Below are 22,184 nucleotides of genomic sequence, written 5' to 3'. Positions count from 1 at the left end.
ACCTTCCTCCTCTATCTTACATTACCATATTCTTTGTTAGTTTTTCAAATATTTCAGGCATATTTAGAATTAATGATATATTCTTCCACCGCTCAATCTGATTTTCATGAACCAATACAGGTTTGAAACCAAGATTCCAGTAGGTCTTTATTGCAGGTATCCGAAAATCATCAGTATGCAGCACTGCAGATTTTTTACCTTCCTTTGCCATCTGGTACAAAGCCGCAAGACTTACATAATAACCTAGCTTCTTCCCTGAATGTTCAGGAAGGACCCCTACCATATGTAAGTATCCTATTTCTTTACCATAATCATCTTTTTCCCACGCTGTTGCAGTAGCAATAGGAATGTTATTGCAGCATATAAACTTTATACGTTCAGGTTTGAACTGCTGTTGCATAAGGATTTCCTTCTTAAAGTCACTTTGATATTGAAACGTTACATTAATAATCCTTTCCCACCACTTTTCATCCCCTGGACAAAACGAGCGTAGCTCATACCCCTGTGGAATATTTAAATCCGGCAGATTGCTAAGCGATTCTCTGTACATCATAAGCTGTGGACTTAAGTTTTGGGCTTGATTCACCACAATTCTCTCTCCTTTTCATAAATATGTACGCTCTCGAAAATTACGAGAGCTTTATTTTTGTATTTTTCAAGGCTCAGCTTTTTAGTCTCACCCCTACTTTTTATTCGATTTTTCATTCAAATTTCTAGCTACCTAAATTTTTGCAAACAGAACCTTAACAAATGGTAAATAAATAAGAAAACTCAATTGAACATGCTTTGACTTTGATAACGCTTTCTATAAGTAACCTAGCTAGCTTTGTAAGCGGAGGAATTACCATCCGTATCCCCTCCAATGTCCCCCCCTAATTCGGGAGCATTTCTTTAGTAAAGTCTCCACCCTTTTTCTCTTCAGCTCAGTACCATCAAGTTTTATAACCTTGAACCAACTAATAAAAATTATGCGTCATAGCCATCATCCATAGGCGGCAAAAAACTCTTTACAATTGAGATAACCTATAGCATGACTATCCTGTAAAGATATCTGTGACAGGTTTTTGCCCCCCTTGTAGCTTGACTGCTCAACAAACTGAAATAGGGGGCATTTCTCGGTTTGACAATGACAACGCCCTGGCCAAATTTACAGGTGTGTATTGGTCTGAATACCAGTCTGGAGACTTTACAGCTGATGATACATTCATCAAAAAGACTGGAAACCACTACCTAATATATTACTTCATACAGACTGCAGATCAGCTCAGAAAGTTCCTTCCTGAATTTGCTGACTATTATTCTCGCAAGTATAAGGAAAGTAAGAACCATCATCACAAGAGGGCTTTGGTACTCACAGCCCGTAATGTGGTAAAGTTAGTATTCGCTCTGCTGCGCGATGAAAGACTTTACAATCCATCCGCCAGGAAGGAAGAGTTAACATAAACTAAGACCAATTTCTTAATTCACATTTATGTTAATTATTACCATGACACCTGGGTGATGGTTAGATTTGCTACGCCCTTTTTAGATCTAAACTGCTAAAAATTTTTCAACTTTTTTGAATCACCCTTTGCCATATTACCGAATTACTTTAAATATGTTGCACTAAAACATTAAAGTTTAAAGTTAAAAACTGAGTTTCACAACCTTCCCGCCCTGTCCCGAAGACTTTACAACAGCATCTACCATACAGAGGCTTTTATATCCTTCTTCAATAGTACACAACGCTGGCCCATCTCCTCTTACAGCTTGAACAAAAGCTTTTACTTCTTCGAAATACATGTCTGTTGACGAAGTTACATTCTCTCGTTCAACATCATCCCTTGATGTATAAATAAACTCTGCATTGTTGGCATCTTTAAAGTGTGCAGTTATGTTTTTGCATACTACCGTGAAAATGCCATTCCATTCCATGGGAACAGCGCAATTGGTAGCAGCTATATTTCCCAGCGCTCCTGTTTTAAATTTGACTATCGATACACTATTATCTTCTACAGTATAGTCAGATACGTCCTTATGACATAAGTTTGTAGTAAAGCCACATATGCTTTCCGGTTCACTTAGAAAGTACATCGACAAATCATATAAATGTATAGCCTGTTCGAAGACTTGTCCTCCAGATTTTGTATAATCTCTCCACCATGAAGAATGTAAAGAATTACATTCATATCTTCCATCAAATAACACAGGAATTCCTGCTATGCCGCAATCAATTAGATTTTTAAGCTTTTTTACGGCTTCACCAAAACGCATGTGGTAACCTACCTGAGAAACTACACCCGCCTTTTTAACAGCCTCAACCATATTTCTAGCTCTGTTTACATCCAATGCAATAGGTTTTTCTATAAAGACATGAACACCTTTTTCTACAGCAGCTTCTAATTGGCCGCTATGGGCAAAAGGAGGCAAACATATAAACAACATATCAAAATTGCATTCATTCAACATTTTTTCAAAATCAGTATATATTTTTATGCTGTTAGACCCAATTGAAGAAACCAAATTCTCTGCGCGTTCTCTTTCTATATCACATACAGAAGAGATTTCAATACCTGTAAGTTTTAAAAGATTTTTACTATGTATCTTCGCAATATATCCGGCACCCAAGAAAGCAGCTTTTAATGTCTTTGTCATTTTCTACATGTCCTCCCTTTTGTTTAACTTGTTTATGATTACGAACATAACTTATTCTTCATCAAACTTCAATACAACCTGCAAACAATCTTTTGTACCCTCATCTAACATACGGTAGGCTTCTGGTGCTTTTTCGAATGGGATAATATGAGTTATAAGACCTTTAAAATTCACTTTTCCTTCAGCTTGCAGTTGCATAATAGTTTTTTCCATTCTCAGTCTATCCCATCGGTTGCTTACATCTAATGAAACACCTGATATTTGTGAGCATACAATTTTTATCCTGTTGTGGTGAAACTCCTTTCCAAGAAACAATCCTTTTGCTTCTCCTGTAATAAAACCTGAACAAACAACAGTACCATTGTAACAAGTTGCTCTTATAGCCTCATTAAGTGCTGATGCAAACCCTGAGATTTCAATAGATACGTCTGCTCCTCTGCCATCAGTAAGTTTCTTTATCTCCTTTGCTGCATCACATTTTTTAGGATTTAGCACAATGTCAGCACCAAACTTTTTTGAATACTCAAGCCTGCTATCATCTAGGTCAACAGCTATAACTCTGGCGCCGTTCAATTTTGCAAGCTGGGTTACCATTTGTCCCGGTACACCCTGTCCAAATATAGCTACAGTTTCACCTACATGTATATTTGCATCGAGTATTGCATTAAGGGCAATTGCGCCCATTTGAGCAAAAATCCCACATATTGGATCCAATTCCTTTGGCAGTTTATGGTCTACCGCAAATTCTTCTTTAACTACATGTGTAGATTTATGTCCCCAAGCACCATAGATAACATCACCTACACTTGCCTTACTGACATCTGTGCCAATTTCAACCACAATGCCCACTTCTTCATATGCCCACATACCTTTTACAGGAAACTTTGCAGATGCTTCACCTGTATGATCAAATATTCTTAAGTCAGGATCCCATTTCCCACTTAGATACGGATTTTTTCCCCTGTAAAGAGTTAGCTGAGTTCCCGCACTTATCCCAGAAAAAAGAGTCTTTATACGGACTTCATCCGGTCGCAATTCTTCTTCCTCATATTCTTCAAAGCCTATGGATTTTGGTCCCAAAAGTTTGATGATTTTACCCATTGCACAATACCTCCCGGTTTTAAATTTGAGTTCTATTTCTCTTATTAAAAAAACATTAATAAAAAAATACACATATATGTCATATTTAAAGTCATAAACAAAGATTTATTTGTCTCTTACTATTTAATATTTGTATATGTAACATATATATTAACTTAACGTTTATGGAACCATAATAACACAATACCTATTCATCTCATATTTTTAAGAGAGTTATAAAAACAAAAAAGCTAAACAATTATACCACATGACATAGTTGTCAAGTTAAAATGGGCTTCCTTCAACAAAAGGCTCAGGGCGAACACAATCGCTTTCAACTCTATAATATCTTTCACTTCTTGACGAATCGCATAAACCATGCAACACATCAAGAACATGATAAGCCAATTGTTCATTTGCCCTGTGTCGCTTATTATTCAATATAGCATACGCCATATCTACAAGACCTAACCCTCTGCTGTCTTTATCATATTTATTGATAAGAGGCATCTCCTTCATTTCACCGCCACGCCTTTGCACATATACTGGGTCTGAAAACATATTTGGATCATTAGCAACCAAGACGCCTTCTGTACCCATAATCTCCAGACGTGGCCAGTATCTAAAGCCATCACATGTAGCAGTAAAATTAGCAATTACATTGCCATCAAACTCCAATACACCTGAAACCGTTGTAGCAACTTCTACCTTAAATTTTTTACCATACTCAGCATGATTTACATCATAAACCGTCTTTTCGGGAAACGGCATTTGTGCAGAACCCTTAACTTTACGCATAGGCCCCAGCAGCGATACTAAAGCCGTAATGAAATATGGCCCCATGTCAAACAGTGCCCCGCCTACACCAGCTTTATGGTATATTTCACTGGATACTGCCATCATGATCATGGCATTGGCAGCAATAGGCTTGCCTATCCATCCATCATCTATGAGCTTACGACAGGTTTGAAGGCCGGCACCCAGAAAGGTATCAGGAGCGCACCCAATAAGCAAACCTCTGGACTTGGCAAAGTCAATCATGTTTTTTGCCTCTTGCCGGGTCATGGCCAGGGGTTTTTCCACATAAACGTGCTTTCCGGCTTTCAAGGCTGCCATATTGACTTCATAATGAGCCCATGGGTTTGTTAGATTGAGCACAATTTCTATTTCAGGGTCGGCAAGAAGCTCTTCTACCGAACATGCTTTTGGTATCCCGAACTGATCATCTCTCTTTCTTGCATTTTCCGGTACTATATCAGCACATGCCTTTACATCAATAATAAATGAGAACATATTCACCAGGTTGTCAATATACCCTCTTGCTGATCTGTCCGCAACCTATTACACCCACTTTTATTCTACGCATATGTTATCCCCCCAACCTATGATTTCGCACATTTAAAGCTTGTTTAAACCAATTTCCCGCCATCCGGTGCCTGATAGCCCTTGAAGGTGTCATCCAGTATAAGCACCCAGTCATTTCTTCTCATGCTCGAACGATAGGGACATAAAACTATACACACCTTTATGGTTATACTCACCAAATAAGACTGGTATTCCTTTTTTCATACTCTTTTTTCGGCATTCGGACCGTCAAACTCTGATTACAACGTCAAACCGGCCTCTTTTAAATTCAAATAGCTTACTAAAGCTGTTTCCATAGCAGTAAGGTTACGTAGCCTATCCTGCTCGACAACTACCCACTCCACCCCTATTTTAATTGCGGCTTCTACTGATTCTATGGTTTTTACAACACCCGTGCCAACAGAGGTAAATACAACAGATTCCCTATTAGGATAATTAGTGCTTACAAGATCTTTTATATGAATTGCAGGGACTCTACCTGCCATTTTATTTAATACATATACAGGGTCTGCACCAGCAAAAGTTATCCATGCACAATCAAGTTCAAAATATAGATTATTTGGATCTGTATATTCTGCTAAAATGTCAATAGCACTTACACCATTAAAAAATGTGTTGAATTCATGCTCATGATTATGATAGCATAATTTTAAACCTACAGAAGAAAGTTTGGCACCTGCTTGGTTGTAAATTTTAGCATCTTCAATTAGCTGTTCCCTTGATTCAACTGGCCCATACCACACCGATACATGGGGAACCTGAATTTTTTTTGCATTTTCAATAACCTTATCAATATTGTTAATAAGTTCTTGCTTGGTTGTGCTATATGTGATAGGTTGTAAACCTATGGCCTTTAATCTTTCCAAGTTTGCTTCTACGTCTCCCTCAAACAAAAAACCCGTGCTTTCAATTCCCTTATAACCAATATCCGCCAATTTCTTGCAGGTACCCCAAACATCCTGTTTCATCTCTTCAACAACCAAACCTATAAGTCCAATTTTTGCTTTTTTCACCTTTGCAACACCTCCACACTGTTTATTAAATTACAATCCTTTTAAAAAATTCAAGACCTTTACTCCTTCCTACCTTTTCATAATTATGAAGATATATGTTCAGTTATTATCCACACCTGGCATAAAATCGCTTAATATTAAATTCTGATTTTGCATGCAATACCTAGAACTATTTTTGCTTTTATATTCCTGAGGTGATAATCCCGTGCGTTTTTTAAAAAATCGTGTAAAGTATGAGGCATTTTCAAAACCTAACGCATAAGCAATGTCAGTGATTTTTATACTTGTATCATTCAACATTTCCTTTGCTTTGGCTATTTTTATTTCTGCTATATAGTCCGAGAATGTTACTCCGGTTACAGATTTGAATACCCTTGATAAATAAGATGGATGATAATGCAAGAGCTTTGCAAATCGAGCGAGAGACAGATCCTCATCCAGATGTTCTGAAGCATACTTACTAATAAAATCAACTATTCTGCTTATATTTGCGGAATCATCCTCATCCCGTTCTACAAAAATTTTATCTGCTATATTACGAAAATATATCTCTACTTCAGACCAATCATTAAAATTCATTATATTTGAAACTATATCATTAAGCATAAAGCTTTTTTTATTACCATCTTGTATTCTATTTATTATGGAAATAAAATGCGCCGCCAGTACAAATACTGCTTCGTATCGCAAACCATTATGTTGAGGTGGTAGTTTCCTAAACGTTTGCATTAGAGAATCAAAAATTTCAAAGAATTTTTCCTTGCTCAGATCGCTAAAGCAGCTTACCAGTGTACCTAACCGTCTGATAGCACAACGGGCTTCTTCAACATTACTATCTTCTTCGCACAAATCATAATCCGTATCTCTGTCTGGTAGCTGACTGCCTACTAATATAACGCTAGTATTTCTAGCTGAAATTAAACCAAGATTAAAGTTGAGATATTCAAACTTTGAGTCCAATTTTTCCCATAAAACAGGTTCACGATCTGTAGAAAATGATATATGCACATTCAACATTTCATAACAAATTCTCTGGATTCCATCAAGCTGATTAATAACACGCTCCATGAGTATAGCCTTTTTACCTTTTTCACTTTCAGCTTGCAATAGCCATAATATTCTCTTCTTATAAACGACAGATATACATTTCATGACTTTCTTTAAATGTTCTTCAACAAAAACTTTTACCTTGTAGAGCTGACTATTAGTTACAATGTTTGTATTCGGTACTACAACCTTCCCTATTATCATAAAGACCGGCTTAGACACTTCCAGCGGCATATCTATTTCAGAAAAATAGCGTTCAAGGCTACTAAGATCATACTTTTCTCCATCTAGAATATCTATTATAGCTTTTTCTCTAAGAATAGCGTTAGCCATTTTTAAACTCTCAGTAGCTTTCTTTATTATCTTTTCACTTCTTAATTCCTGTTCAAGCTCTTCAATAGCTTTTTTTACAGATATAACTAACTGCTCTTCGCCTTCAGATTTAAGTACATAATCCACTCCCTTGTTACGTATCGCGGCCTGAACATATTCAAATTCGTCATAACCTGACATTAATATAACTTTTACATGCGGCCATTTGTCTTTTATTTGCTCCAACAAAGCTATACCGCTCATTCCAGGCATATTTACATCAGCCAATACAATATCCACATGTTCCTTCTGCAATACATCAAGAGCCTCAAATGCAGAAGTAGCACTCTTAACATCTAATAGCCAATTGTCTATAGTTTCTAAATTTTTAAATAATTGAGCCACATATCTAGCTATAATTACCTCATCATCAACTACCAGTAAATTATACAAGACTAGCCACCTCTGTATATAGTTCTTCTTCCAGTAATTTCAGGGTTCTTAAGCCAAAATTTTTTCTAAATTCTTTGTTAAAAACAAACGATATGTTAAGAAATTGTTGCTTCAACTCTCTGCTATTTTTTAACATACTAATTAGAGATATACAAGACTTTTGAAAAGCTTAAATACCCGCCCAATAAAATTATATTGTATTCAACCACTATCTTCAATCAGGATACTTTTTTATTCTCAACGAAATAATATAAAAACAAAGATGAATTCCATAAAAAGTTCTTTTCCGCATGACGTTTTTCCCTTTTATAACGCACGAACCGTGACTTCTTGCTGTTGCTTTAAGCTTTGTTTAATTTATTGCAAATATTTGTTTGGCTTCAAACCATGTTACAATCCTGAGGCCAGCATCTTGTATAAATTTACCTATTTCATTGTCCATGAACAATTTGTACTCTAAATAACGACTATACCAAGATGGGATTATGGCTCGTATTTCAGGAGTATCAATAACAGGATGGATTGTTAACAGATTAAGTCCGGGTTTTGCATTTTTTATTTCTTCAATCATCAATGACTTTTTAGTTTCATAATCTAATGCTTCCACACTTTTGACATTCCAATCTATGACTTTAAGCTTATACTTCTCAACTAGAGAATTCAATTCTTTAATATCTCTTACAAAACTCGGAATATTTGGTATTAAATTATATTTTTGTGCAACTTTAACGTAACTTTCAAAAAAATCGGCTTTAGACAAAGTTACGCACATATGGCTGTCTATATGCGTAGGTTTAAGCCCCCAACTAATGGCTTGTTTTATTTGCAGTTCCATTTCTGCTTCTACTTCTTCTTTAGAAGCATACAAAGCAACTTCGCCAGCATTTTTCCACATAAAACCATCTGGGTCTTTTAAACCGTTTGAATAATCTTGATATGCTAAAAGACCACGCCATCTGCAAATATCCCACTCACATGTATGGGTAATATGTATGCCCACATCGTAATTATCATGTTTTTTCCACCATTGTATAAAGTCATAAGCCCATGAGCAAGGAACCATAACACTTGCACTGCTAACAATACCCTTTTCAAAAAGATGAACAGCAGCCATATTAGCTGCATAACTCATACCTATATCATCCATATGTATAATAAGCAACTTTTCTTCGCTATTTTTCATATATTTTACATTTCCTCTCTTTCATTTAGATTATTAACAAATTTTATACCCAACATTCCACACGTCAAAAAAATAACATTCTTTTAGTATAAATCTTTGGACTAAAACCTGCTCATTATTAACCCTTTAAAAAATGAGCTATAATTCAGAGTATCATCATTTTTAAGAGATAAAATAGAACCTTTTGAAGCAAACCTAAAACAAAAGATTTTTCATCCTTTTACACTTCCCAACACAAGCCCTTTAGTAAAGTACTTCTGCAAAAATGGATATACACACAATACAGGAAAAGCCGCGATAAACACCTGAGCTGAACGTATCGTTTTAGGGGAAAGCTTGGCAACAATATTTTGCTGTTCTTGTGTCAGAAATTTAGATATATCAATAGTAAGTAACGATTGTAAATATGTTTGCAATGGATAATTATATGATTTTCGCATATACAATAGTCCATCAAACCAGGCATTCCAGTGTCCCACTATAGTAAACAAAGTAATTGTCGCTATAGCCGGTTTAGATAGTGGAACAAAAATTCGCCATAATATATTCCAGTGGCTTGCTCCATCAAGAAAAGCAGCTTCTTCTAACTCAACCGGCATACTGCGGAAAAAATTAAGCATAAGAATTATATGCCATGTATTCACCGCACCCGGTATAACCAAAGCCCATATGCTATCTAAAAGCCCAGTATAATATACCACCAAAAATGTGGGTACCAAACCTCCGTTAAACAACATGGTAAAAAAGAATATCCACACATATATTTTACGTGCCCTAAATACATCGCTTTTCTTAGATAAAGGATAGGCACACATAATTGTCATTAACATACCTATTGCTGTACCCAGTACCACTCTTTCAATGGATACAAACATGGCTCTCCAGAAATCCGATGATCTCATCACATACTTGTATGCTTCCATAGTAAAATCCTTTGGCCATAACCAAACCTCTCCCGCGGTAGCCCTAGATGGCGAACTAAGTGACACAGCAAAAACATTAATAAGAGGAATTAAGCATAAGGCTGCAGCTATAAACAGGATTATATAGTTGAAAACGGTAAATATTCTATAACCCCGACTGTTGAAATACCAGTTTTGCACTTCCTAAACTCCTTTCTAGAATACCTCATAATTAGCAAATTTATATGCTAACCAATAGGATAACGATATCAGGAACATTGATATAACCGATTTAAAGAGGCCTACGGCTGTGCCAAAATCGTATTGTCCGCCTTGCATACTTATACGATATACCAGCGTGTCTATTATATCCCCGGTCTCATAAACCGGAACACTATACAAATTGAATATTTGATCAAAGCCTGCATTAAGAATGCTGCCCAAAGACAACACCAAAGACAACACTATTATCGGCAACATACCAGGTATGGTAACATGAATGGTCTGCTTAAACCTATTAGCTCCATCAACTATTGCTGCTTCATATAATGTTGGGTCTATTCCAGTTATTGCTGCAAGATATATAACTGTTCCAAAACCAAATTCTTTTAAGGTTTCCGTTACAATCATCAACCAAGGGAAAAGGCGCTTATCCCCAAGCCAAAAAATGGGTTCTATTCCAAATAAAGCTCCTAACATGCCATTTAGCATTCCATCCGGAGCTAAAACCTCTTTTATTACTCCAGCCATTATTACCCATGATAAAAAATGTGGGAAATATATTATCGTTTGAATCCCTCGTTTTAGCCAATTTACCCTTACTTCATTCACCAGCAAAGCTACAATTATAGGTGTTATGAAGTTCAATATAATTTTGCCCACAGCTATCACTAAAGTATTAGTAAAAGCCCGGGTAAAATCAGGGCTAGAAAACAACCTCCTAAAGTGGGCTAATCCTACCCAATCAGATTGCCAAAATGCTCTTATGCCCAAGCCCACATTAAAGTCTTGAAAGGCTATCACTATTCCTATCATAGGAAGATAACTGTATATAAATAAAATTATAAGTGCAGGTACAAGCATGAGATGCAACGAACGCGTATCCATTCTTAAGCTGTTTCCTTTATTGTAGCGATGTTTTTTAGTAACAGCAAATCCTTCAGCCATTATTTCACCACCTATAAAAATATTAAAGACACCCGGATAAGGAAGGGTTTCTTCCTTATCCGGATTTTTTACCTACAAACCATTATTGATTTTTCACGCTTTGGTACCATTCATTGGCTTCCTTGGTCATCTCGTCTCCGCCGTTATTATAGAAATAATTTACCCATGCCTCAAATTCCTGATCTATATTTCCTTCCATGACAGCTTTTATGAAATATTCGTGTGATTTTGTAGCAATATCGCTCCCGTATTTGGCCATAGCGGGTGTATCCAGACCGGCAAAAGCATCGTAGTGTAGATATTTATCTGGCTCGGCTTGAATCATCCTATGGGTTATAAGGTCAGCACCATTTTCTGCATTAAACAGCTTATACATGGCCCAGTTCACTTCATAATTAGGAGCTTTTGTCCCCTCTTTGAGCCAACTATTAAACATAGCAAAGGTTGATCTGGCATCCAGTGGAAGGTTAGAACCATCCCCGCCTTTTTTAATCTCCTCATTTACCATGTCAGCGACTATATAATTTTTACCTATATTGTCAAAAGTAACTACTGCATTCCAGAAACTCATATTGCCGCCCTTTGTTGTGTCATACTCGTTAGTTTCCAGATCTTTGAGAAAATCAGGCTTCTCAACTGGATCGAATATTGCAACCTTAAGATTTATCATCTTCATTATAGCTTCAGGATGCTCACACTTCTTGCTAATACAATTAAAATCACCGGCCCTACTGGAAGCATACAGCTTGGCTGGTTCACCGCTGGGAGTTGGTATTAAGACCCAATCCACCTCAGCCTCTGGATTGTTCTTCTTAAGAGCCCTACCCGCTCCACCATTTGGGAAATGGGTACCATCAAATATAATCCCTACCTTATTGGATGCTATATCTGCCTGCAACTCATTATCCCGGTCTTTAACCGCAAAATCTTTAGCTAAGAGTCCCTCTTTATACCACTCGTGCAATTTTGCAAGGGCTGCTTTGACTTCCGGCTGTACAAGGCCGTATTCTAGTTTTCCGTCTTTCTCTATCCAGCCTTGATAAGCACCAAACATATTAAGGATAAGCTCGCCACCAAAGTTTTTATGAAGGACCGCTATTCCATATTCAGCTAATCCATTATCCATAAAAGCCCTGGCCAGATTCTCTATATCCTCCAGAGTTTTGGGCGGCTGCAGTCCAAGCTTATCCAGCCAGTCTTTCCTGTACCACACCACGCTGTAAGTGGGATCTAGGGGACCTGGATTCGGTATTCCAATCATTTTACCGTTATATATAGCACTCTGCAGTGCACGGCCATCGGCTATCTCAAGATATTCTTTTACTTTAGGCGAAGCATACTTATCTATTATATCCTTTACATCAATGATCTTGTCAGCCATAGCCAATCTTTGGGCTATAGAACCGTATACTGGCATAAGATCGGGTAAATCGTCAGTGGCTATACACGTGGTTATCTTGGTCTCCAAAGGTTCTCCCCAGTTAGGAGCAGTCCATACCACATTCAACTTGATATTGAGTTGTTCAAGATAAGTCCTGGACCACCAGTTGTTATTTTCATCTTCACCCTCATCAAACCCCATCCATGATGTCTTTACGCGACATGCGGTAATCTCTACAGGTTCTGGATATTTCCCAAAAGGATCGGGACTTTCCTCTGAGCCCTCCTCTGAAGCCCCCTCTGAACCTTCAGATTCGGATGGAGTGTTTTCATTCTGTTCAGACGGCTGTTCTGTCTGCTCTCCAGTAGGCGCTCCTGAAGTACAGCCAGCCAAAATAAAGCTCACCAGAAGTATCATACTTAACGCCAACCAAGTTATTCTTTTAACCATACTTTTAATCCCCCTTTTTGTCAATTTATGGGCAATTATAGAATTAAAATGGAAATTTATGTGCCAGGAATTTTGGTTTTAAAAAGTACATCATCTCCATAACTGCCCATTTATAGCTATGCTTATTGTAATATTTAAAGAGGATTTAATCCATGAACTTTTATAACATGATTCTTTCACTTTTATGACTATTAGCTAATGTGCAGGTGATTTTTTAAATCTCCTTGCGTATTACCAGACTGACACGCAGGCCTCCCATCGGACTCCTTTCAACCTGCACCCCGCTTTTCCCTTTGAACCTCATGCGAAGCCGGTTGTGCACATTTTTTATGCCAGTGCCTGTCCACTCTTTATCATCATCCCGACTTATCACATTACGTAGACCTTCTAACACCTCTTCAGTCAATTCTTCTCCATTATCTTCTACAACAATCCTGAAATATTCTCTATCATCAACATAAGATATCTTTAGAATACCATCTTTGAGCTTGTTTTTTAAACCATGCTTATATGCATTTTCTATTATGGGTTGAAGTATAAGCCTGGGAACACGAAATTCTCTCATATGCTCCGGCAATTCATCAAACTCAGCCGTTATTCGCCCTTGAAATCTAATATTTTGCACCTCACAATAATCCCTGGCATGACTGATTTCTTTAATGAGTTCAACATCATTCGATACTTCTTTGGTTATATATTGATAATAGCTGCTTAGATGCCTTATCAACTTGAGAGCACAGTCTGTGTCTCCCAATTGTACTAAAGCACTCACAATTAAAAGACTGTTATAAAGGAAATGAGGATTTATCTGATATTGAAGCTGTTTAAACTCAGCTTCCTTAAGCATCAACTCCTTCCTGTATACATCTGAAACTAATTGTTTTAACCTGTTTACCAAATAATTAAACTGGCGATATATGTGCCCAAATTCATCGTTTTTTGAGTACTCAACCTGTATATCAACCGTCCCATCTTCCACTTTCTCCAATGCATCCATCAACCGTTCCAAAGGTTGAGCTATAATACCCTTAAGCCAAAAACTAAATATGCCCACCAATAACAATACCAATGCCGACATAGCCCAAATCCACAAGCTAAACATCTTTAACGTATTCAGAAAGTTACTTTCGGGTATAAACACAACTAAAACACTGTGCAAAAAGGATGAGGGATTAAAAAATACGTAATATATTGTTCCATCTATATTTATCTTTTCATGCATTTTTTCCTGCAATGATAAATCATCCAATAGCTTCTCCACACCCATTCTGTATTTTTCCGCATTATCAAGAGATAGATCTAATCCTCTCCCATCGCTTATAAGAAGTACATTCCCACCCTCAATCCCTGGAATGTCCTTCATTGTAGTCAATACCGCTTCTTTTGAAATGCATATACTCACAACAAACACCCGGGCAGTTTTTGATAATTGTTCTGATTTGCCATAGAATTGAGGAGTCATATTCATGTAATAGTCATCACCTATTAAACAGAAAGGCAAGTTTTCAACGTTAGAACGACTAAGATAAATATAATATTCTTCACTATCTATTGAAAGTATGGATTGAGTAGTAATCTTTTTTTTCGCAACTGGTAAATATACAGTTATTTCTTTTATATATGGATTCATATTTGCTGTTTCCCACAGGGTGTTTCTTATTTCGTTTAGTATTTGATAAGTGTCAACTTCACTTATATCGGTATCGGATCTTTGTAGCATGTTTATATTTTTATCGTTCAAAATATCAAGCTGAAGCTGCATCACATTATAAAGCTGTGCTTCCAGATAGGACATATAAAAACTAGCCTTTGCTTCCGCGGATTTTAGTATCTCCTTTCGAATGCTGGACTGGCCTTTTAAAATTATATAAAAACTAGACATATACATTGGAAAGACCAATAATATAAACAACAATAATACTTTCCTGAATACTGAAAAACGGTTTATAAATCTCAGCATGATGACCCCCTTTTTGAATATACAATATTTATCTAAAACTGGCTTAAATACATTTAATTTTATGAAAAATATATTAACAAACATTTTTCACATAATTACTTCATAAAAAGAAAGTTAAATCAATATAACTGTATAAAAAGGAGGTCTTAAAAAAGTAAGACACCTTTCGTTCTCTGATTAGAATTAAAAGTACAAACAAAAAACCGACTATCTAAATTTCGTACATTTGTACAAACAAATGAAGAAAAATGTATAAAATTTCCTTAAGCTAATATTCCAATAGATACATAAAGGGTCATACCCATACCTATCGAATACTTACTACAAAACACTAATCGGGAGGTGGCATTACCCTATGGATAGTATAACATTTTCAACCAGTAATTGCAATGAGTAAACTATTTCTGTATGCTTGACTTCAATATTATAAGTTGAGTTTCCTTATGAAGTAGTCCTAAGTTATCAAAAAATTTCGAAAACATAGATCATTTCCCACATTTAGACCACAAAGCCTCCCCGATAATGTTCGGTCCTAGAAGTTCGAGAGCTTCCGCCAATGTTACTTTTTCCTTAAGGTTAGGTGCCAATCTTAGGATGTTCTTTCTCTCTTTAAGAGCTTTTACTGCAATCATTTTGCTTGTCATGCTCACGCTTCCCAATCTATTTATTTTCATAATCCACTGCAAACATTTTAAATATATCCAGCTTATCAATTTTAAATTCCACATATCCATTCTTTACATCAAATTTGATTTCTTTCTTAGAAGGCAGCATCACCACTCTCACAGGTTTTTTATTATCAAGCCTTATCCTTACAGTCATATTATATACAGGCAGAATATGGAACCCTTCCTGTATATTGACTACAGAGACTAAAAACCTGTTCTCTTCTTCCTTATGAAATAGAGTAATTTCAGCAACCCCCGGTCCATCTGCTTGGAAGGCAAAAGGCTCTGTAGCTAATTCACGAATCATATTGACAAACACCTGTCGGTGAGGCTCCTGTTGAGCAGCTTCAAGAGGTGCAGCCACCCATATGACCTTACCTCTACCATATGAACCATATATTACAGAAGGATATTCCGTATTAATCCCCGGAGGATTGGAATGAATAGAAGCAAATTGCCCAGATTCCGATGGGTTAGTATAAGGAAGCGTAATAGTGGCTAATATCTGTTCTTTAGAAGCCCCACTCATTTTTAATTGATACCCGAATATTGTAAGTGGATAATTTACATTGGTATTTGATATAAGAAAATTACCATTATCGTTAAATGTTATATATGTAATATCTTCCTCTGTTCTACCCTCATATTGGAGTCCAAGCATCTCCGCCACCAGATCAGGTGCAGTTCTACCACTAATATACAAACTGCCACCTTTTTGTACAAAATCCTTTACTGCTTGTTTCTCTGTTTCATCCATTACCACCACATCAGGTAGAATCAAAATTTTAATTTTTGACAAATCTTCTAGCTTGTAATTGTTTACCACCCCAAAGGGTATATGGTTTTCCTTTAGGATACATGCTGCTCCGAAAGCCGCATCCAGGTGAGGCACACCATAATCAGGATCAATTGCATCATTACCATTGACATCAGGATTCATTTTTGCACGCAAGCTGAAATAAATTCCTACATCCTTGCAAAATTTACCGCCAAGATAAGGTTCGTACTTCTTAGATTCTTCAAAAACATCTCCAATCAGCTCATATACTTTTGGGTTCATAGTTCCTATCGGATCAATTGCATCGATAATTAGAAAGGCTCCTTGGTGGGCCATGGTTATATAGTTATGAAGTGCAATCATTTCTCTTGATTTCATGGTGGTATGATCTCTTAAATTCGGATAACACCTGGAGGTCATATATTCAAAAGGTTGATTACGAGTTAGCCCATAGTACAGTTTACAGACAAAGGATTGCTGCATGAATCCCCCATAAAAATCTCCACCAATATAGTCACTAGCCTGGGAAATTCCTTCTGTAACTCCTCTAATCCATGGCTGAGTAGCGGTTGAATATTGGTGTTCTACCGTTGCATACGGTTTATATTTTTTCATTTCTCGAGTGGTAATCTCAGCAAATTCACTCATCCACTCTTCTCTCTTCTTTTGAAAATTAACCCACACTGGATTATTCCAATCTATTACCGTAGGTATGTCCCCTCCGACTTCCTTGGCATATCTCTCTTTACATGAATTACAAAAACACACCATTGGCCAGAATGTCATGTCAAAGAAAACACCTTCAAAATCAAAATGCTGGCAAAATTCCTTGATTTGAGCAAAAACAAATTCCCTGTATCCCTGACTGTTTGGACAACAAAGTCCATAGCGTCCTCCATTCTCTCGAGAGGCTTTTCCGTTCCTGTCCAACATACGCCAGCTTGGATTCAAATTATATGCCCAATTATTGTAGATCAAACTGTAATAAACAATAACATCCATACCCGCCTTATGGCATAAATCAAAGAGCTTTTTCATTTTGTCCTCGCCCTTAAAACCCGGATGCATACATCCTGTTTTAGTTGGCCAATAACAGTAGCCAACATGAGAATTTATATAAAGCATGGCAGACTGAATATTAGCTTTCTTTAAAAGTTCCACGTATGTTTCCGGATCAAATTGGGACAAAAACTCATCATTCCAAGCCTCAATATGCATGTCGACAAGACTTCGCCTGTAACTCTTTTGATACCATTTTGACATAATAACCACCTCTTTCAAAATATATTATTATCCTTTTAGACCCGTTAACGTAATTCCTCCAATGAAGAACCTCTGTGCAAAAAGAAATACAATGAGTAAAGGCAATAGTGTGATAGTACCTGCTGCCATTAAATAATTCCATTGAACTGTGTACTGTCCTTGAAAGAAAGCAATTCCCCATGGCAAGGTATTCATACTTACAGAATTTGTGACAACCAAAGGCCAAAGAAAATTATTCTAAATTCATAGAAATACAAAAGTACCTAGAGTAGTTAAAGCAGGCTTACACAAAGCGATAATGATTCTTATAAAAAATAGGTAAAATAGCTCTCTCCATCAATCTTCAACAGACTTTTCTAGATCTCTAGGAATAGTCATAAAAAATTATCTAAATAGGAATGTTCCGTAAAGACTAAAAATAGAGGGAATAATCAAAGTCATAAACGTATCAATCCACTCTAAGTTTTTAATAAATTTTGGATTTGTATATGCAACATAATTAATAAGCGAAGACACATTGGCCGTGAGATTAACCATATGTTAGTAAACCTACCATGACGTATACCATATTATATCCAAATACTATTTATTGTTGAAATATTTAATGAAATAAGCATTGCCTCTCCACCTTCAGCAAGGAATTCCAAGGGTTTATTTTTATCTTGAGTAATAGCTCCAACAGGCATGTATACTATTCCTTCATTTCCAAAGATCTCGATAATTGTACGATCGACCAAGACACGTAAACGAATTTTTCGCTGCTGCGGTTTTAAAGAAGCACATTTACCCATACATGAGAGCTTCTGTTCTTTCACGTCATAAATCAATTGCACACCATGTATATCGATGATTATTCTTTTGGCCGAACCCAAATCAAATTCACCGCATATATCCAAAAGTTCGCTATCAACATCAATGAATAGGCTGGTATCCTCTTTAAGCATTTGAGGCTCCCATGAATACCTATGCCCATAGAGCTTTTCAATCTCCCGTACAGGATTAGTAAAAAGGCGTATACCTTCATCAGTGGTTCGGAGAGTCAACTCACAGGGGAAGGTCATACACCCATTGAAAGGCATATCTGGTATATCAATGGTAGCCCATGCTATTTGAATGACTCGGCCATCATCTTTGGGGATGTTGTTCCAAGTCTGAGCAGCATAGCTGTATCCTGTTTGAATTGAACTGCCGGTAATAACTCTATACTCCTCAGTAAAATTGCGACCATCAAAAGTTCCAATCAAATAACTTCCATTAGCACTCCAAAAAACCCACTTTTTATTTTTTGGATTGCCATCCACCGGCAGTTCAAATAAATCAGGACACTCTCCCGTTCCCTCAATCTGGTAACGTCCGACCTCGCTCCAATTTATAAGATTCCGAGAGGCAAATAATGCATATTCTTGATTTTCAAGGTATAAAGCCATGATCCACTGCTGGGAGTCTTCATGCCAAATCACCTTAGGATCACGGTTATATTTCGTTATGGTTCCAATAACCGGATTCCCTTGGTATTTAGTCCAAGTACGTCCCCTGTCATTATTGTAAGCAATACACTGTGTAAAGTACCGTCCTTCTGATTGCACAGATGTTCCCCCGGCAGCTGTGTAAAAGAGTATTATAGGATCTTCTGTACCACACTTGAGTCCAGAGGTATTATTGGTATCAACTACTCCAGAGCCAGAAAACATTGTACCCATCTCGTCAGGATACAATGCATCCTCTAGCTCGCTCCAGTGTACCAGGTCCCTACTCACAGCATGCCCCCAATGCATGTTCCCCCATTTGCACCCATATGGGTTATGTTGATAGAAGAGATGATATTCACCTTTGTAATATACAAGGCCATTAGGGTCATTTATCCATCCCCGTTTGGCAGAATAATGGAACTGAGGGCGATATTTCTCTTGGTATAAATTATCCGCTCCCTTAATATCATTCCCATGTTCAATAGTATCCAGGATATTTTTGTTCTCTGTATTGTAGATAGTAATACTAAGCTGTCGTCCTATGAACTTTCTCACATCAATAAAAACCCAAAAATCTGGTTCTCCTTCAGCCAACTCTATTTCGAATTCTCTAAAATCTTCGTAATCAATAGTACATCTTACTAACCGCTTTGGTGCCCCATTTTTAACAGGCAAACACAAATAATTGTTTTGAATTAACACTTTTTTTGTTACATCCATCATATCTCCCCCTAATGTTACATTCGTAGGTAAAGTTAGTTAATTACCATGCTTCATACAATAGCCCAGAATCTGCTTAGCATAACAATTTCAACATCTCTTATGTGATATTCTCCCCTCAACAAATTGAGGGGGATTGCTGCCCCCTCGCACTCCCCCATTTCCCTAGAACCAATACCTCTAATAGTGCTAAATCTCATATTGTCAAATAGTTAACAGATTTCAAAAGCCCTTCCATTATTAATTTAGACTACCCTCCCTATAATGACATTCTTAAAATGACAATGACTACCCTTGAAGACAGACATACCTACCTGTCCTGTCAGATAGGGTGATTCTTTATCCGTAAAGGCAATCAGCTCTTTTCCATTGACAAACACCCTAATGTCAGGGCCTTTCACTTCCACTTTCAAAGTATATTCCTTTCCATGTTCCCATAAGAAATCCTTCTCTACTAAAACCCTATATCCATTTTCGTTCTTATAGAGAACAAGTTTATTGTCAGGCGCCAATCCTACTGCATAGGATCGAATAGCTCCCTGCACCCTAAAATTGATCCGATGGTAGTCCCCTACTTTAGGAATTAATGTAACCTCATAGGTATAATCCTTCCAGTCACGAGCTCCAGTATAGGCTTCGCCGAAATCACAGCAACTACCGCTCAACTCACCTTCCTCAAGCTTCCAAATTCCCTTGAGATAAGTAAACTGGCTGACTTCCTGATGTAGCCCGTTCCAAATCTCCATCCTTTCTTTGGCAAAGTCAATCGTATATTCCGGAGAACCGACAAAATCGAAATCGTCCAGATAGAATACTAGGGTGGAATTCCAGCCATCCTTGGGAATCAACTTAACCCCCGCCTCTTCCAGACAAGCCCCTTCCATCTTGGGAATATCAAAATTGAGTTCAGTCCATTCACCCGGAACCAGCTCTACTTTGGGCCCTTCCACATAACGTCCGGAATTACCATCTTTGACATACAAGCAGGCCAGAACCCCAAACCCGATCTCTCTAGGAACCTTAACGCAACCCTTCAGGGTTTGGCCGGGATACAGGATCGGTGAAAAACTGGGATCGTATCGGCTGTCATGAAAGTCCCTAGGCCTGTAATAGGTCTTATGAAATACTCGAAGCTCATTTCCACCCGATAAAGGTTTGGCAATAACTTTTAGGGCACCCTTCCCGCTGTGAGCCTCTTCTACAGTATGGTGCAGATCATATTCCAAACTTCTATCAATATCTGCATCAACCCGGAAGGCATGGGTAGAACCAGGAAACTCAAAATGGAATTTTGCGGCCTTTCCTTCCAGAATATCCCGCCACTCATCAGGGCATTTTTCCCCCGCAATCTTGTAAGCTAAATTGGCGATATAGGCTGCAGCCCCAGGGATATCCACAATGTTTAAGCTACCCACAACACTGGAGCAGGCCAGAAAATCATTGATGGGTTTTATCCACTTATTATAGTCTATTCCCTCCAAACCATTCCGTACCCCCATAATCGTTCCTACATTGCCTACATTGCAGTCGGTATCCCAACCACACATATTGCAGATATTGATGGCTTTGGAGAAATCGCCTTCACTGTATAGCAGTGAAAGAACAATGACAGCCGAATTAGGAATAATATGGCATACTCCTGGGTAACGGTCATATCCATAATTGCTCTTTACGAACTTGAAGCAATCCCTCCAGTTGTCAGGGTGTTTTTTGTAAAAGGCCATGACATCCCGACTCATCCGAGCATATTCACAATCTTGGGGAATGGTGGATAGTCCCGCCTCAATAATCTTCTCAAGGTCCTGTTCTACGAAGGCAGCACTAATGCAAGCTGCAATAAACATTCCGCCATATACCCCATTTCCTCCATGGGTTACACTAGCCGCCTTCTTAGCATATTCGGCTGCCAACTTCGGATTACCAGGGACTACCAACCCCCAAGCATCAATAAAAATCTGACCACCAATCTGTTCAGCCACGGCTGCACCGTTCTGCTCTACCGATCCTGAGCGTGGCGCCATGATACCGTTACGGAGGTTTAGATAGGCAGTATGCTCTGTACTTTTTCCATAGCCCCCCCACCAGAAGAAACCATGCTCATAAGGGACATAATTTAGCAAGGTACAGCGCTGAGGAGTAAAAATTTTTCGGACTAATTGTAGGGTAAAATACGCCAATCTCTTTCAAAAAAGTGCTAAATATGGTATAATAATACTATAAAAAGTCAGCAAAATAGCACTTTTGGGAGGGGATTGGGGTTGGCAACAAGAAAAGAAAAAAGAGAGGCAGAAAAGAACACAAATTTTTTTCTCGAGTTCATAAGAATTAAGAATCATTTT

The 22,184-nt window shown here is 37.6% G+C and carries 16 protein-coding genes and 1 pseudogene; 1 reads left to right on the top strand and 16 read right to left on the bottom strand.

All coding sequences use genetic code 11. The features are described 5' to 3' along the window. Positions 1-16: 16 nt before the first annotated feature. Positions 17-589 carry a GNAT family N-acetyltransferase gene (locus tag KVG29_RS02450; protein ID WP_252226237.1) on the bottom strand — a complete coding sequence of 191 codons (573 nt, stop codon included), beginning with the start codon at positions 587-589 and terminating at the stop codon, positions 17-19. Between the two features lie 506 nt (positions 590-1,095). Between KVG29_RS02450 and KVG29_RS02445 the strand changes: the two are divergent. Further along, positions 1,096-1,443, top strand: a pseudogene (locus KVG29_RS02445) (transposase); the annotation flags it as partial. Between the two features lie 183 nt (positions 1,444-1,626). On the opposite strand, the gene KVG29_RS02440 reads toward KVG29_RS02445, so the two are convergent. The 15 genes from KVG29_RS02440 to KVG29_RS02375 form a co-directional block, all read right to left on the bottom strand. Then, positions 1,627-2,634 (bottom strand): Gfo/Idh/MocA family protein, encoded by a 1,008-nt coding sequence (locus KVG29_RS02440; RefSeq protein WP_252226235.1) that lies wholly within the window; start codon positions 2,632-2,634, stop codon positions 1,627-1,629. 51 nt (positions 2,635-2,685) lie between these two features. Next, positions 2,686-3,735 carry a zinc-dependent alcohol dehydrogenase gene (locus tag KVG29_RS02435; protein WP_252226234.1) on the bottom strand — a complete coding sequence of 350 codons (1,050 nt, stop codon included), beginning with the start codon at positions 3,733-3,735 and terminating at the stop codon, positions 2,686-2,688. A gap of 264 nt (positions 3,736-3,999) precedes the next feature. Next, positions 4,000-5,007 carry a Gfo/Idh/MocA family protein gene (locus tag KVG29_RS02430; protein WP_252226232.1) on the bottom strand — a complete coding sequence of 336 codons (1,008 nt, stop codon included), beginning with the start codon at positions 5,005-5,007 and terminating at the stop codon, positions 4,000-4,002. Between the two features lie 116 nt (positions 5,008-5,123). Continuing rightward, positions 5,124-5,258 carry a hypothetical protein gene (locus KVG29_RS12370; RefSeq protein WP_276576355.1) on the bottom strand — a complete coding sequence of 45 codons (135 nt, stop codon included), beginning with the start codon at positions 5,256-5,258 and terminating at the stop codon, positions 5,124-5,126. Positions 5,259-5,318: 60 nt separating this feature from the next. Next, positions 5,319-6,092, bottom strand: a complete 774-nt coding sequence (locus KVG29_RS02425; RefSeq protein WP_252226230.1) for a sugar phosphate isomerase/epimerase family protein — start codon at positions 6,090-6,092, stop codon at positions 5,319-5,321. A gap of 99 nt (positions 6,093-6,191) precedes the next feature. Beyond that, entirely contained in the window at positions 6,192-7,904 is a 1,713-nt protein-coding gene (locus KVG29_RS02420) for a response regulator transcription factor (protein WP_252226228.1), read from the bottom strand. A gap of 352 nt (positions 7,905-8,256) precedes the next feature. Beyond that, the gene (locus tag KVG29_RS02415) at positions 8,257-9,087 is read right to left on the bottom strand and encodes a polysaccharide deacetylase family protein (protein WP_252226226.1); all 831 of its coding nucleotides are present in this window, start codon (positions 9,085-9,087) and stop codon (positions 8,257-8,259) included. Positions 9,088-9,299: 212 nt separating this feature from the next. Next, complete coding sequence (locus tag KVG29_RS02410) at positions 9,300-10,190, bottom strand: carbohydrate ABC transporter permease (protein ID WP_252226225.1); 891 nt, start codon at positions 10,188-10,190, stop codon at positions 9,300-9,302. Between the two features lie 15 nt (positions 10,191-10,205). Further along, positions 10,206-11,096: an ABC transporter permease gene (locus KVG29_RS02405; protein ID WP_252226467.1), complete on the bottom strand. Its 891-nt coding sequence runs from the start codon at positions 11,094-11,096 to the stop codon at positions 10,206-10,208. A gap of 142 nt (positions 11,097-11,238) precedes the next feature. Then, positions 11,239-12,987, bottom strand: a complete 1,749-nt coding sequence (locus tag KVG29_RS02400; RefSeq protein WP_252226223.1) for an extracellular solute-binding protein — start codon at positions 12,985-12,987, stop codon at positions 11,239-11,241. Positions 12,988-13,201: 214 nt separating this feature from the next. Beyond that, positions 13,202-14,947: a sensor histidine kinase gene (locus tag KVG29_RS02395; RefSeq protein WP_252226222.1), complete on the bottom strand. Its 1,746-nt coding sequence runs from the start codon at positions 14,945-14,947 to the stop codon at positions 13,202-13,204. A gap of 485 nt (positions 14,948-15,432) precedes the next feature. Beyond that, entirely contained in the window at positions 15,433-15,579 is a 147-nt protein-coding gene (locus KVG29_RS02390; RefSeq protein ID WP_252226221.1) for a hypothetical protein, read from the bottom strand. Positions 15,580-15,607: 28 nt separating this feature from the next. Next, complete coding sequence (locus tag KVG29_RS02385) at positions 15,608-17,656, bottom strand: alpha-amylase family protein (protein WP_252226219.1); 2,049 nt, start codon at positions 17,654-17,656, stop codon at positions 15,608-15,610. Positions 17,657-18,225: 569 nt separating this feature from the next. Further along, positions 18,226-19,845 carry a glycoside hydrolase family 32 protein gene (locus KVG29_RS02380; RefSeq protein WP_252226218.1) on the bottom strand — a complete coding sequence of 540 codons (1,620 nt, stop codon included), beginning with the start codon at positions 19,843-19,845 and terminating at the stop codon, positions 18,226-18,228. 245 nt (positions 19,846-20,090) lie between these two features. Then, positions 20,091-21,965: an ADP-ribosylglycohydrolase family protein gene (locus KVG29_RS02375; RefSeq protein ID WP_252226217.1), complete on the bottom strand. Its 1,875-nt coding sequence runs from the start codon at positions 21,963-21,965 to the stop codon at positions 20,091-20,093. Positions 21,966-22,184 lie beyond the last annotated feature (219 nt).

The organism is Caldicoprobacter algeriensis, from assembly GCF_023838525.1.
In the GTDB taxonomy this organism is placed as follows: domain Bacteria; phylum Bacillota; class Clostridia; order Caldicoprobacterales; family Caldicoprobacteraceae; genus Caldicoprobacter; species Caldicoprobacter algeriensis.
The sequence above is the reverse complement of the archived record's forward strand: the minus strand, read 5'-3'. Positions and strand labels throughout refer to the sequence as shown.

Bases quoted from the DNA above. Each gene is read 5' to 3' on its own strand.
- KVG29_RS02440 (WP_252226235.1), bottom strand. From the start codon at position 2,634: ATGACAAAGACATTAAAAGCTGCTTTCTTGGGTGCCGGATATATTGCG.
- KVG29_RS02435 (WP_252226234.1), bottom strand. From the start codon at position 3,735: ATGGGTAAAATCATCAAACTTTTGGGACCAAAATCCATAGGCTTTGAA.
- KVG29_RS02430 (WP_252226232.1), bottom strand. From the start codon at position 5,007: ATGTTCTCATTTATTATTGATGTAAAGGCATGTGCTGATATAGTACCG.
- KVG29_RS02415 (WP_252226226.1), bottom strand. From the start codon at position 9,087: ATGAAAAATAGCGAAGAAAAGTTGCTTATTATACATATGGATGATATA.
- KVG29_RS02405 (WP_252226467.1), bottom strand. From the start codon at position 11,096: ATGGATACGCGTTCGTTGCATCTCATGCTTGTACCTGCACTTATAATT.
- KVG29_RS02400 (WP_252226223.1), bottom strand. From the start codon at position 12,987: ATGGTTAAAAGAATAACTTGGTTGGCGTTAAGTATGATACTTCTGGTG.
- KVG29_RS02395 (WP_252226222.1), bottom strand. From the start codon at position 14,947: ATGCTGAGATTTATAAACCGTTTTTCAGTATTCAGGAAAGTATTATTG.
- KVG29_RS02390 (WP_252226221.1), bottom strand. From the start codon at position 15,579: ATGATTGCAGTAAAAGCTCTTAAAGAGAGAAAGAACATCCTAAGATTG.
- KVG29_RS02385 (WP_252226219.1), bottom strand. From the start codon at position 17,656: ATGTCAAAATGGTATCAAAAGAGTTACAGGCGAAGTCTTGTCGACATG.
- KVG29_RS02380 (WP_252226218.1), bottom strand. From the start codon at position 19,845: ATGGATGTAACAAAAAAAGTGTTAATTCAAAACAATTATTTGTGTTTG.